Raw genomic sequence first — 12,281 nt, 5'->3', positions numbered from 1 at the left:
CGAGCAAGCTCGCTCCCACAGTTTGTAAGGCTTAATTGATAGGGCTACCCAGCACCGCGAAATCGAGCGAGAGAACATTGGGGAGGGTCGGGTCCATCTCGTACAACAAGGCATAACCTGCGCCCGTGATTCCGGTCAGCAGACTGACGTCAGGCACCCGGTCGCTATCCAGATAAGGCCCTTCGAAAAACTGCCGGGCGACTTCGTCAAGTGCCTCTCTGACTCTGCCCATGCCTTCAGAATTATCTGAATGCCGATACAGGTCATACAGACAGATCAGATTGCCGAAATCACCATGACAAAGGTTATAGCCCTCGCCAAACCCATGCGCCCACAGATTGTTCTCGCATCGTCGTATATCGTCGTGCACTGTCTGCCGGGTCGCTTCGTCCAGGGCATCTCCCATCGATTCCATGAGCTGTCGCCTGGCGATGAGGATACCTCCATCACCGTGGCACCACTTGGACGTATGGTCCACCGGCCCGAGGTTCCGCAGGTCCAGCCAGAAACCATCCCGACTCAAGCGGTTCTCACCCTCCAGCACCTGGATGGCCAGGGGCACCAGAGTCGAATCGCCGGTCACGTCATAGGCTTTGCACAATGCATGGATGACGCCCGAGAGGCCATGGGACAGGCCCGTCAAAATAACGGAGCGATCGCTGCGTCGTAGCAGTTGCCCGTCTTCAATCAGGATTTGATCCTTGATGTAGTCGACCATGCGTCGGATGGTCGGCAGCACATCCTCTTGCGCAGACAACGCATGGATATTGGCCAGCAGCGTCACAGTTCCACAACAACCGCCCAGGAAGTCGAACTCATAGTTTTCAGGAGGCACTTCGATCAATTGGGCCAACAGGCCGGCAATTCTTTCATCATGGCTGGCCTCGCCAGTGACCTGGCGACGATTGATGAGCAAATAGATGAAAGCCCCGAGCCCGTGATAGGCACTGACCGTCAAATCGGTTTTGAAAAAGCCGAAGCGTTGTTCCAGTGAGTACAGGACTTGATCCATGCGCGACAGAAAGACTGGTTGACCACTCACTTTAAACAGACTCAGGTAAAACAACCCAATCCCGGCGATACCGGAGTAAAGCCCATGATCCATGGGGGACGGGTACTTTCTGCGTGTCGTGGGATGCGTATGAAAATACAACCAGCTTGCGTCCGTTGTTGTTCCCGTTACCGCGAGCTCCTGAAGGCGGGAACTGATGCTCGATATGGCGTCGAGTCGGTCCGCCTGGAGCGTCTTTTTAAGGTCTCCAGGCACCCGCGTGACACGGGATGGCGGATGTCCAATTGGCTCTGGAAACAAACAGATTTCGAGCAATGTGCGTTGTAAGGCCCAGTCCTTTCGGGACAGGTTGGCTATCTTTTGTAGACAGCTTTTTATTGGTGGCTCCACGGCTGCCATCTCTATTGTTTCACCTTGTGCGCTCGTAAAATGGCTGGCGCTCAGAGGCATGGTGAAACACGGAATGCTGGACCTCTGCAGGTCGGCTATTTCATAGCGGGGAATGCCCATCTTCCGATAGGGTTTTTTCAGGTCTTTCCACAGGGTGGCGAGCAGAAGCTCTCTGTCGAGCATGTTTTGTGTAAAGCGTGGATGACGGATCAGCCCGATAAAATCGGCATAGCGCTGAGAGTTTTTGAGCAAGACGCGGGTGGTCAGTTCACCTGCGGATTGTTCCAGCATCCGCATGATCTTGTATCGATGAACCATCAATTCCTTATAGGCACATTCAAAGCCTTGGAATAGTTCGGTTTTATAGGCTTCCAGTCCCTTGCGCTTACCCTGCAAAAGCGGCAGGTGTTTTTGTATCAGCTGATGCTCGAATGGGGTTCTACGCAAATGATAAAAGCCATCCTCGAGAACCAGCGAATGGCGGGTGGCAATAAATAGCTCTTGCCGACTCAGCCCGCTCTGGTCGTTATTGGGGTGCTGTGAAAAGGGTAAAAAGCCGCTGGAGCATACTGACTGCTGGACCGATTTAAAACTGTTGGACAATGCACAGCCAGCGGGCAGGTCGCTCAGCAGGTCGCTGGTGGAAGCGGTGAATAAACACTCAAGGTCAATCATGACCGGACTGTTGCCGCACGCAATAATATTCTCGTAGTGAAAGTCGATGCCGTTCAATGCATGAATGACAGCTATCTGCGCGCCCATTTTCTTATAGAACAGTTCAACGTCCGCTGCGTTGTCGCAGGGCTCGTTGTCGATTTTTTCCACCCAGCTACGCCGCTCGCGACTGAGAATCCTGGGGGCGCGGATGGAAAAAAAATCCGCTTTTGTCCATTCATGCAGTTGGCCCAGAAGGCGGTTGAAAAAAAGCGCCTCTCTGCTTGCCCTCGGTTTGTAGACCAATGAAATTGCGCAGATTTTAACCTGACAGACCGTTTCACCACGGCCGTGGGGGTCTCCCAGGCCGAGCTCAATAGCGTCGATTTGTCGAGACGGAACAGAGAATTCAGCTTCCAGCGACTCGAAATCGACAGCGAAGTCGAGAATGACCGCATAAAGATAGTTAAGGGTGTCTTCCAGCAGATCAAACAACAACGTCGCCAGCACCGGGTAGGCTTCGAAGAGCTCCAGCAGCGGCAGTGTGCGCAGCTGTTCATTGAACGTGCTCAAGTCAATGTCATCGCCGTGGGCGATTTTCGTGTTCAGATAATGGACCAGGCTTTGTTCTGACGTGCGGCCAACCCGGGCCAGGACATAGGGTTCCAGGCTTGTAAAAAAAACGGGTTCGTTAATGTATGTTGACGCATGGGAATAGCGCCCATCCGCTTGGAAAATCTCGATGAAATAAAGAAAAAAACGATAGCCAAACCAATAAAAATTGTCTTTGTCGCTCAAACTTGTGTTCGTTTCCATCTGAATGCTGTCAAGTCGAGCAAGCTTTTTCTTCAGCGTGTTCAGGACGTTTTCACCGTCGAGAGGCAGGGGCTCGTTGTTGATGGGTGAATTGATATGGGAAACCAGTTGTTCCCTGTCCACTCCAAAGTGATCCAGCAAGGCCTGATCATCAGTATGTAGACGACTCAGGTTACTCTCAAAAAGGGCAACGCAACCTTTGGAAGAAAATCCGTACTTCCCTCGCTGATCCAACTTTAAAGCATTGACAAGCATGCCGTAGCTCCTGACATGGATAGAGCAGGCGGTGCCTGCTCTATGTTAACGTTTGTTGCAAGTTTCGATGGTCAGTCAGGCGCTATTAACACCCGATTGTCGAACAGCCAATATTAGTGCAAGTTCCGAAGGTGTTGCATTCCATCGTCGTTGCCAGAATCTCGCCGGTGTTGGCGGGCGCTTGATAGGCGTTGAATTCGAAGTCGAAGTCACCGGACATGTTCAGGATTTTTTCGCTCATGATATTTCCTCATCAGTTATTGAACATCACGTACAGCGACCTGCGGTCAATCGGACGCCAGTCACCGCATCCGAACTATAGGATGTCAAATGAAGTTATTTACGAGTGGATTAGGGATGTCAAAGTCGTCCTGTGTAGGTCGACGTTGAAAGTGGGATTAGCACAAAATAGCGGTGCACTCTGCGGTGCCACACTCGACAATGGTCAGCGCTGCTGACCCAATGCCGCGACTGACGAGCTGGTAGGACTTGAAGTCACCATCGAAGTCACCGGACATTGCCAGTATGTGTTCGCTCATCATGTTTCTCCTCTATTATCGCGCACCTGTTTTGGTGCGGGAAAAACAGTAGCACGCTGCCGATTCAACACCAACTTGTCGTTATGACCTTATGTTGCGGTTACATATTGCTACAGGCATGTAGTTGCTGTCGCGACGCTCTAGCGCCAGAGGCTTTATTGCTCTTGTTCGAGCCTGCTGGAAAGGTTTTAAGTGTTTTTCTCATGGTACTAACAAGTGTTGCTCGCTCAGTTCGTTAATCAAGCGCTATGGCAATCACTTCAATGGCGAGATTGCCCATTGGTCGCTCCCAGGTCACCTCATCCCCAACCTTCGCCCCCAGCAACGCTCGCCCCAGCGGCGAGCCCCAGTTGATCAGTCCACTGGCCGCATCGGCCTGGTCCTCACCCACCAGTTGTACTCGCTGCTCGTGATCATGCTCATCGACGAAGGTTACCCAATGCCCGATTCGCACCTGATCCGTTGATGTCGGCACGACGACCTGGGCGCTTTGCAAGCGTTGGTTGAAATAGCGCAGGTCTCGTTCAATGTCGGCGATGCGCTGTTTGTCTGCCTGGTCGCCTTTGGCCGCGTGCTGGCCATGCTGCGCCTGCAACTGGGCGACGCGGGCCTGCAGTTGGGCAAACCCGGACGGTGTCACGTAATTGGGTTGCGCACTGACCTGGCGTTCGACCGGCTGGTCGGCCTGGGCAGCGGCGTTATCTTCGTTGACGAAAGCGCGACTCATGGAATTCTCCTCTATTGGAGTTTGGTCCATGGTCGCAGGCTTTTGGTTTCGATGAATGTCTGTGCGCGACTTACGGCGAGCGATAGGCCCGGGCGGCATCCCGGTCCTTCTCTTGCTGCCAGGCACGTTCGTGGTCATCCCAATGACGATCGCGGTAGGCATTGCGCTCCTCGCTTTCGCGCATCGCCTGGCATTGCCGGAAACCATCGCTCCAGCCTTCGGCGTAGCGTGGATCCTTCAGATAGCGCGGCACATCTTTGCGGAACTGACCGGTAATCACGCCTGCGGCTTGCCGGCCACTGCTGCAACCGTCGTCGTAGCCGTCGGCGAACGCTGGTGGATAACCCCGGGCGATCAGGTCCTGATGGGTGGTTTCACAGCCGCTGACCAGCAACAACACACTCAATACCGCTACCGCACGCCACATGCCTGTCTCCCCTGCCGCATTGGCGGCCCTACCAAGAGAGTTTAGAAGCGCAGTTGTAGGAGGGAGGTGAAAGAATGATCAAAAAAAATGCGGTTGCAGGTAAATGAGGCAGCCTTCATAGGGCGGCTTTTTCAACGGCATCGGCAATCAGCGGCGCCACTTCACGGAGTCCTTCGAGCGTCAGCTTTTTTTGTTTGTACATGTTGTACCAACTCTGGCGCCAGCGAATGACGCGCTCACCATCACGCAATTTGAGTCGTTTGAGTGTGTACTCGGCTTTTTCGCGATAAGCCGCAGGAATCGCCGCCGTGGTACGCATCTGAAGCGACGGCAGAATGATTTCGAACCAGCCTGGGCCCACGTCATAGGGATCGAGCACCGTGTCATCAGCCGTTTTCTTGCTGGAATTCAGCGTGCCGGAGGCGAAGCGGTAATTGCTCCATTCGTAGGTCAGGCCCGGGTAGTTCTTGTAGCTGAGGTAGTGGTCGACCGTTCCGCCGGTAGGGTCAAGCATGGCCGCATAGGCGCACAGGTTGGTGTAATGATCGGCCAACGCTTGCGAGCATTTGTTCCAGAACGGTGAGGGACGAGGAGCGCCCGGATTATCCTTGAGCCATTGTTTTCCTGGTGTCCTGACATTTTTATCGAAATCGGCGGGTTCCTTGGGCCGGGTCACCGGGATCATTGATTGTCCTCGCCGAGCTTTAGGAGGCCGGTCTCGATCAGCCAGCGTGGCCAGAATTCATCATGGGCCGGAAGCAGCTTTTGCAGCGCCCTATGGATCGAAGCGCGGGTCTTGAGCCCTTCAGGCAGTTGCTTCTCGCCACGCATGAACGCTTCGGCGGTCTCGATGGCTTTTTCTGCCTCCAGCGAGCGTGCCTGTTCCAGTCCGAACGTGTCAGAGACCAACCAACTGCTGGCGTCACCCTGGGCCGCCCAGTGTCCTTGTGTCAGCGTGACCTTCTGGTCCTGGATCGACAATTGAATCTGATCGTCCTGTTCTTCATCGAATATCGGCTCAAGGGAGGCGGCGACCAGGGGCGAGTGCGTGGCAATCAGAAGTTGGGGAGGCGCAGCGCCGTGGTTCCCGCGCAAGGTCTTGATAGCTCGCAACAGGCTGGGCATCAGCGTGCGTTGCCATCTGGGATGTAAATGAGTCTCGGGTTCGTCGAACAGGATGATAAACCGGCGCTCGGGTTTTTTGCCGAGCAGCTCGGCCGCCACCTGGTGTTCATACCAGGCCCATACGAGAAAATAAGCCAGCCCCAATACCCGTCTTACGCCGGCAGAGGCCAGGGTGACTGGAATGTTCTGATTGCCAATGGTGAGTGTCGGTCTTTCTCGACCCTCGCCCAGGTAGACTCGTCTGGGGGCTCCGACACATAACGGTTCAGTGGCGGGTGAAAGGTCGCGCAACGCGTTTTTCAAGGCGTCGAACTGGGGTTTGTGGCCGTTTTGCCAGTTGACCCAGTCACGCTCCAGGCCTTCACAGACCCTTTGCCCATTGACGTCGAGACCATCCCATACGGCGTCGGCGGAAAAGTGATACGCGGCGGGTCGATCCTTATCGGAGCGCCAGTAATTGCGGGCCGGATCCCATACGGAGAAACCACCATCGATGCGTACGTAAACCACGATGCCGGGCATGATGGGACGGCTTTGTTTCAGAGGCCAGGAGCTGTCTTCCCGTTTGTAGGACGACACGACAGGCTGAGCAACGCCGGATTTACCCTTTACAACATATTCAATGGAGGACTTGCCGGGGTTTACAGGCAGGGCTGGCGTATTGGCCCAGGTACGCGTCAGCGCCCACCAGGCCAGATCCAGCAAAAAGCTTTTCCCCAGTCCATTGTCACCTGTAATCAGATTGATTCGTGGTGCCCAGTTAACTTCGAGCTCAGGAGCAGGCCCCACGTTTTTCATGTGCAGATAATCAAGCATCGCAGCATTCAATTCCGATTAAAGGTTAATCCGGGCCAATCTACTTGATTTTGGCTGACTTCGAAACGAGCCACGAAACTCGCCTCCATTCGACCTGGGATTGGGCCTCGGTCCTCTCTCTCGCTCAGATATCAATAGTGATACCACTTCACCTCAAGCATCACTTCGTTCTCCGGCGAGGCCAATTGGCTGAATTCCCGCTGGGCACTCAGGCGCAGACCAAGGTTGCGGGACAATTCCCATTGTTGATTCAAGCTCAGGCTGCGACGCACCTCGCCGTTGACGAAATAATCGCCCTTGGCTTCCAGGCTCAGGTTGCCCAACGGGTTTTTCCACAGCACACCGCTGTTGAAACCGGCAGCCGGGGCGATGAATTGGGCGAAGTCGTTGTTGTGTTCGACCCGCACCGTGCCCAGGGCAAAGCCCAGCACCTCGTCCCCCAGCGCCCAGGTACCGCCAGCACCGCCGTTGACGTGGCTGACCAGGGTTTCATCGTCGTGTTTGCCCGGCACCCGCTCCAGGCCGCCGGTGACCTGCCAGGAAAGCGGCTGCAGCAGCTCGTTGCGCGGCGTCAGGGAGCGAATCGTCGCCAGATCCAGTTGCTGCACCTGCCAGTCATTGCCTTCGTACTGGCGCAGTTTCAGTTGCAGGATTTCGATCTGTGCCCCCAGCGGGAAACTCTCGGCGTTGTCGTTGAGGTCGTGATAGGCCATGCGCAAGCCATATTCGCCGAACGTCCGGTCGCCCCGTGTGCCGAGGCCGGCCTGCCAGGTGCGCGATTCATGGCCATCCTCGGGCAGACCCGGTTGTGGGATGTCGAGTTCCGGCGCGGGGTTCTGGTTGATCGCCCGCAACAGCTCGAAGCTGCGCTGGGCTCGTTGCGGGTCGCGCTCCTGGCCGTTGGCGCGATAGCGCTCCAGGCGATACGCCGCGTCGATGATCAGTGCCTGGCGTGCGCGCGGCAGCGCCTTGAATGCCGGTGTTTGCAATTGCTGCTGGTCAGCGCTGACGTTCAATACCCATTGCTGTTCATCGTCGCTGAGCGGCTCGGCGCGACTGAGCAGTTCCCGTTCCCGGGACGGTCGATACTGGATGCTTTCCACCAGGCCGGCTTCTTTCACCGCCTTGACGGTGTCGGTGGGAATGGCTGTCAGCGGAAATTGCTCGGTCAGGCGCAGGCTGGGGCGGGCCACCTGCAGCAATTCGAGCAGGCGATAGGAGCAGTTTTCATCGAAGAAGAAATAATCGAACTGGATCTGCTTGAGTTCCCACACATGTTCGACCATGCGCTCGGTTTCCGCCTGGCTCAGGTTGAGTCGGTATTCCCACAGGTCGCGGTTCTCCAGGCTACGGTACTCGGAGAGTTTTTCCTGGTACGGCACCAGGGCGAACAGGCCGGGATAGCCACCCATCAGGCCCTTCCAGGCATAGAGGATGCTGTTGTCCGAGCCTTCGATGTAGGCGCCGAAATTGATCGCGTAGCTGAGCAGGGCGGTCTTGTCGCTTTGCACGTCGGCCTGGTCGATGCGTAACAGGGTGTGGCCGAACATCGAGGACGGGCTGTTGAGGTACGCGGCGGGGAAAATCATCACCGCGCTATGGGGCGACACGTCCTTGAACCACTGCGTGAAGTCGCTGCAATCGACCGTCGGCAGGTTTGTCAGGTTGAGCTGCGCCTTCAGCCAGCGGGTTCGCGCCGGGTACACGCATTGGGCATGTTGCTGGCCGGCGTTGGCCGGGTCGTACAGGGCGTCTAGCGTGGCGGCCAGTTCACGGTCGGGATGTTCATTGCCGTCGGGGGCGAGGAAGAATTTCTTGTCACTGATATAGCTGCGCCAGCCGCCCAGCTTGGCGGTTTCGTAGTGGCCCAGGGAGATCCAGAAGCGGTCATTGGCCAGTTGCTGCAAACGTTGAGGGTCGATATGAGGCGCGGCGGACAGCGGGGCGCACACACAGAGCGCCAGCCAGGCAAGGCGTTTGAGCATAGTCGGCTACTTGGAAAGTCGAAAAAACAAAGACCGATGGGGCCCCGAAAAGAAAACCCGCTCCCCGGGAGGAGCGAGTGCGGTCGAGCTTAAGCTTGAGTGGCGTACTTGGCCAGGCGAGGATCGCTTTTCAGCACGGCCAGGGTGTTGGTATGCACATCTTCCGCCGTCACGTCAGCCTTGCTGAAGATCTGCTGGAAGTGCTCGTGGGTAACGGCGGAGAAGTGTGCGCGGTCTTCCGGCGCTACGCCCAGTACGACGGCATAGGTGGTCAGCGCTTCGCCCTGGCCCTTGGCCATGTCTTCGGACAGCTCGTTCATCATGCCATTCATGGCCAGCCAGGACTTGCCACCGTAGGTCAGTGCCGCGTTGGTCGAGCACCCGTTGGTGCCGGAGGTCATGCCGAAGGTGGCGTTGCCGGAAGTGCCGTTGGTGGTGGATGCCAGGAAGTGTGCCGGAGTGCCACGCTGACCTTCGAACAGCATGTTGCCCCAGCCGCAATCCGGGCCGCCCGGCGCCTGAGCCATGGCGTTGATGGATACAGCGGTGAAGAGAGTACCGAGAAGAATCCGTTTCATAGCTATGTTCTCTTTATGTGCATACCAATGGACAGGGTCTGGCCCCTACAGCAGCCAGTGGGCCGGTTATTGTTCCAGCCGCGCAGTTTGGAGTTTAGGCACGATCCGAGGGTTCCGTGACATTTTGCAAAAACATTACCGGGGATCACCTGTCGACGGGGCCCTGACCGAGGTTTTCCCGTTGTCTATGCTTTGGTCAGAGGCGCTCCTTGCCAGTCAGGTACAGGCAGCGCCAGAATGCCGCTATCTGCCCCGCCTGATGTAAGGAAGCCCGATGCCTGATCCTGTTGCTGCCAGCTTGCGTCTAGCGCCCGAAGCGCTGACCCGTCCGTTTTCCGCTGAACAGTTCAGCTTCTCTACCACCAATGATCTGGAGCCCTTCCGCGGTGTGCTCGGCCAGGAACGTGCGGTCGAAGCCTTGCAGTTCGGCGTGGCCATGCCGCGCCCCGGTTACAACGTATTCGTCATGGGCGAGCCCGGCACCGGCCGGTTCTCGTTCGTCAAGCGCTACCTGAAAGCCGAGGGCAAGCGCATGCAGACCCCGGCGGACTGGGTCTACGTCAACAATTTCGATGAGCCTCGCGAACCCCGTGCGCTGGAGCTGCCGTCGGGCACCGCCGGTGCGTTCATCGGCGACATCAACGGCCTGATCGACAACCTGCTGGCGACCTTCCCGGCGGTGTTCGAGCACCCCTCCTACCAGCAGAAAAAAAGCGCCATCGACCGCGCCTTCAACCAGCGCTATGACCGGGCCCTGGATGTGATCGAGCGCCTGGCGCTGGAGAAGGATGTCGCGCTGTACCGTGACAGCAGCAACATCGCCTTCACGCCGATGAGCGAAGGCAAGGCCCTGGACGAGGCGGAGTTCGCCCAGTTGCCGGAAGCCGAGCGCGAGCGTTTCCACGAGGACATCTCCGGCCTGGAGGAGCGCTTGAACGAAGAGCTCGCCAGCCTGCCGCAATGGAAGCGCGAGTCCAGCAACCAGTTGCGCCAGCTCAACGAAGAAACCATTACCCTGGCCCTGCAACCCTTGCTGGCGCCACTGTCGGAAAAGTACGCGGAGAACGCGGCGGTCTGTGGTTACCTGCAAGCCATGCAGGTCTATCTGCTCAAGACCGTGGTCGAGCAACTGGTGGACGACAGCAAGACCGACGCCATCGCCCGTAAACTGCTGGAGGAACAGTACGCCCCGAGCCTGGTGGTCGGGCATCCGTCCAGTGGTGGCGCGCCAGTGGTGTTCGAGCCACACCCGACCTACGACAACCTGTTCGGCCGGATTGAATACAGCACCGACCAGGGGGCGCTATACACCACCTACCGACAGCTGCGTCCGGGCGCCCTGCACCGGGCCAATGGCGGGTTCCTGATCCTTGAAGCGGAAAAAATGCTCGGCGAGCCGTTCGTATGGGATGCGCTCAAGCGCGCCTTGCAATCGCGCAAGCTGAAGATGGAATCGCCCCTGGGTGAAATGGGACGCCTGGCCACGGTGACCCTGACGCCGCAAAACATCCCGTTGCAGGTCAAGGTCGTGATCATCGGTGCCCGTCAGCTCTATTACGCTTTGCAGGACCTGGATTCGGACTTCCAGGAAATGTTTCGCGTGTTGGTGGATTTCGATGAAGACATCCCGATGGGCGACGAAAGCCTGGAGCAGTTCGCCCAGTTGCTCAAGACTCGTACTTCGGAAGAGGGCATGGCGCCGCTGACCGCCGACGCGGTGGCGCGCGTGGCGACCTACAGCGCTCGCCTGGCCGAACACCAGGGGCGGTTGTCGGCGCGTATCGGTGACCTGTTCCAACTGGTCAGCGAGGCGGATTTCATTCGCCAACTGGCCGGTGACGAGATGACCGATGCCGGCCACATCGAACGTGCCCTCAAGGCCAAGGCCACCCGCACCGGGCGTGTCTCGGCGCGAATCCTCGACGACATGCTGGCCGGGATCATCCTGATCGACACTGCTGGCGCGGCCGTGGGCAAATGCAACGGCTTGACGGTGCTTGAGGTCGGCGACTCGGCGTTTGGCGTACCGGCGCGGATTTCCGCCACCGTGTATCCGGGCGGCAGCGGCATCGTCGACATCGAACGGGAGGTCAACCTCGGCCAGCCGATCCACTCCAAGGGCGTGATGATCCTCACCGGCTACTTGGGGAGCCGTTATGCCCAGGAGTTCCCGCTGGCGATCTCGGCCAGCATCGCCCTGGAACAATCCTACGGTTATGTGGACGGCGACAGCGCGTCCCTGGGCGAGGCGTGTACGCTGATCTCGGCCTTGTCAAAGACCCCATTGAAACAGTGCTTCGCTATCACCGGCTCGATCAACCAGTTCGGTGAAGTGCAGGCGGTCGGTGGGGTCAACGAGAAGATCGAAGGCTTCTTCCGCCTTTGCGAAGCCCGTGGGTTGACGGGTGAGCAGGGGGCGATCATTCCCCACGCCAACGTCGCGACGCTGATGCTCGACGAGAAAGTGCTGGCCGCCGTGCGCGCCGGGCAGTTCCACGTCTATGCGGTGCGTCAGGCCGACGAAGCCCTGAGCCTGCTGGTGGGCGAGCCTGCCGGCGAGCCAGATGAAAACGGCGAGTTCCCGGAGGGCAGCGTCAACGCCAGGGTGGTGGAGCGGCTGCGGGTGATCGCGGAGATGATCAGCGAAGACGACATCAAGGAAGCGGAAAAGGAACTGGCCCAGCAGGCATTGGCGGAGGCCAAGCCGGCCTGATGTTTTCTTGATCGCCGTATAAACCCTGTGGGAGCGGGCTTGCTCGCGAAAGCAGTGTGTCAGCTGACGACTATGCCAACTGACAAACCGCTTTCGCGAGCAAGCCCGCTCCCACAATAGGTTTTGCAGTGATTTCCTGTTAGAAATGCCACCACTTTGGCGTCAATATTCACACTGTGACCGCTCGGCGTATTCTGGTCTTGAAAGCCCGTGCGGCCGGAACTTTTCTTCTATCCTCAGCTCA

The 12,281-nt window shown here is 57.6% G+C and carries 10 protein-coding genes; 1 reads left to right on the top strand and 9 read right to left on the bottom strand.

Translation table 11 applies throughout. The features are described from left to right. Positions 1-31 precede the first annotated feature (31 nt). The 9 genes from lanM to ACMTA2_RS28265 all read right to left on the bottom strand — a co-directional run bounded on the left by lanM (position 32) and on the right by ACMTA2_RS28265 (position 9,324). Positions 32-3,127: a type 2 lanthipeptide synthetase LanM gene (gene lanM, locus ACMTA2_RS28305; RefSeq protein ID WP_413792718.1), complete on the bottom strand. Its 3,096-nt coding sequence runs from the start codon at positions 3,125-3,127 to the stop codon at positions 32-34. A gap of 85 nt (positions 3,128-3,212) precedes the next feature. Beyond that, positions 3,213-3,368, bottom strand: coding sequence for a hypothetical protein (locus ACMTA2_RS28300; protein ID WP_018601025.1), 156 nt, complete (start codon positions 3,366-3,368; stop codon positions 3,213-3,215). 157 nt (positions 3,369-3,525) lie between these two features. Further along, positions 3,526-3,666, bottom strand: a complete 141-nt coding sequence (locus ACMTA2_RS28295; RefSeq protein WP_413792717.1) for a hypothetical protein — start codon at positions 3,664-3,666, stop codon at positions 3,526-3,528. 235 nt (positions 3,667-3,901) lie between these two features. Then, the gene (locus ACMTA2_RS28290; RefSeq protein WP_413792716.1) at positions 3,902-4,393 is read right to left on the bottom strand and encodes a GreA/GreB family elongation factor; all 492 of its coding nucleotides are present in this window, start codon (positions 4,391-4,393) and stop codon (positions 3,902-3,904) included. Positions 4,394-4,463: 70 nt separating this feature from the next. After that, entirely contained in the window at positions 4,464-4,820 is a 357-nt protein-coding gene (locus tag ACMTA2_RS28285) for a hypothetical protein (protein ID WP_413792715.1), read from the bottom strand. A gap of 115 nt (positions 4,821-4,935) precedes the next feature. Beyond that, positions 4,936-5,505 carry a hypothetical protein gene (locus ACMTA2_RS28280; RefSeq protein WP_413792714.1) on the bottom strand — a complete coding sequence of 190 codons (570 nt, stop codon included), beginning with the start codon at positions 5,503-5,505 and terminating at the stop codon, positions 4,936-4,938. Then, entirely contained in the window at positions 5,502-6,761 is a 1,260-nt protein-coding gene (locus tag ACMTA2_RS28275; protein WP_413792713.1) for an AAA family ATPase, read from the bottom strand. The genes ACMTA2_RS28280 and ACMTA2_RS28275 overlap by 4 nt, the downstream gene beginning before the upstream one ends. A 131-nt stretch (positions 6,762-6,892) precedes the next feature. After that, positions 6,893-8,746 (bottom strand): Lnb N-terminal periplasmic domain-containing protein, encoded by a 1,854-nt coding sequence (locus tag ACMTA2_RS28270; RefSeq protein WP_413792712.1) that lies wholly within the window; start codon positions 8,744-8,746, stop codon positions 6,893-6,895. A gap of 89 nt (positions 8,747-8,835) precedes the next feature. After that, complete coding sequence (locus tag ACMTA2_RS28265) at positions 8,836-9,324, bottom strand: DUF3015 domain-containing protein (RefSeq protein WP_003185616.1); 489 nt, start codon at positions 9,322-9,324, stop codon at positions 8,836-8,838. 274 nt (positions 9,325-9,598) lie between these two features. Between ACMTA2_RS28265 and ACMTA2_RS28260 the strand changes: the two genes are divergently transcribed. Next, on the top strand, positions 9,599-12,037 hold the full coding sequence (locus ACMTA2_RS28260) for a Lon protease family protein (protein ID WP_413792711.1): 2,439 nt from the start codon (positions 9,599-9,601) through the stop codon (positions 12,035-12,037). Positions 12,038-12,281 lie beyond the last annotated feature (244 nt).

It is taken from the genome of Pseudomonas medicaginis (genome assembly GCF_965119365.1).
GTDB lineage: Bacteria > Pseudomonadota > Gammaproteobacteria > Pseudomonadales > Pseudomonadaceae > Aquipseudomonas.
Note: the sequence above shows the minus strand (reverse complement) of the source record. Positions and strands in the feature narration are given on the sequence as shown.

Coding starts and splice junctions, on each gene's coding strand:
- lanM (WP_413792718.1), bottom strand. CDS start 3,127: ATGCTTGTCAATGCTTTAAAGTTGGATCAGCGAGGGAAGTACGGATTT.
- ACMTA2_RS28300 (WP_018601025.1), bottom strand. CDS start 3,368: ATGAGCGAAAAAATCCTGAACATGTCCGGTGACTTCGACTTCGAATTC.
- ACMTA2_RS28295 (WP_413792717.1), bottom strand. CDS start 3,666: ATGAGCGAACACATACTGGCAATGTCCGGTGACTTCGATGGTGACTTC.
- ACMTA2_RS28290 (WP_413792716.1), bottom strand. CDS start 4,393: ATGAGTCGCGCTTTCGTCAACGAAGATAACGCCGCTGCCCAGGCCGAC.
- ACMTA2_RS28285 (WP_413792715.1), bottom strand. CDS start 4,820: ATGTGGCGTGCGGTAGCGGTATTGAGTGTGTTGTTGCTGGTCAGCGGC.
- ACMTA2_RS28280 (WP_413792714.1), bottom strand. CDS start 5,505: ATGATCCCGGTGACCCGGCCCAAGGAACCCGCCGATTTCGATAAAAAT.
- ACMTA2_RS28275 (WP_413792713.1), bottom strand. CDS start 6,761: ATGCTTGATTATCTGCACATGAAAAACGTGGGGCCTGCTCCTGAGCTC.
- ACMTA2_RS28270 (WP_413792712.1), bottom strand. CDS start 8,746: ATGCTCAAACGCCTTGCCTGGCTGGCGCTCTGTGTGTGCGCCCCGCTG.
- ACMTA2_RS28265 (WP_003185616.1), bottom strand. CDS start 9,324: ATGAAACGGATTCTTCTCGGTACTCTCTTCACCGCTGTATCCATCAAC.
- ACMTA2_RS28260 (WP_413792711.1), top strand. CDS start 9,599: ATGCCTGATCCTGTTGCTGCCAGCTTGCGTCTAGCGCCCGAAGCGCTG.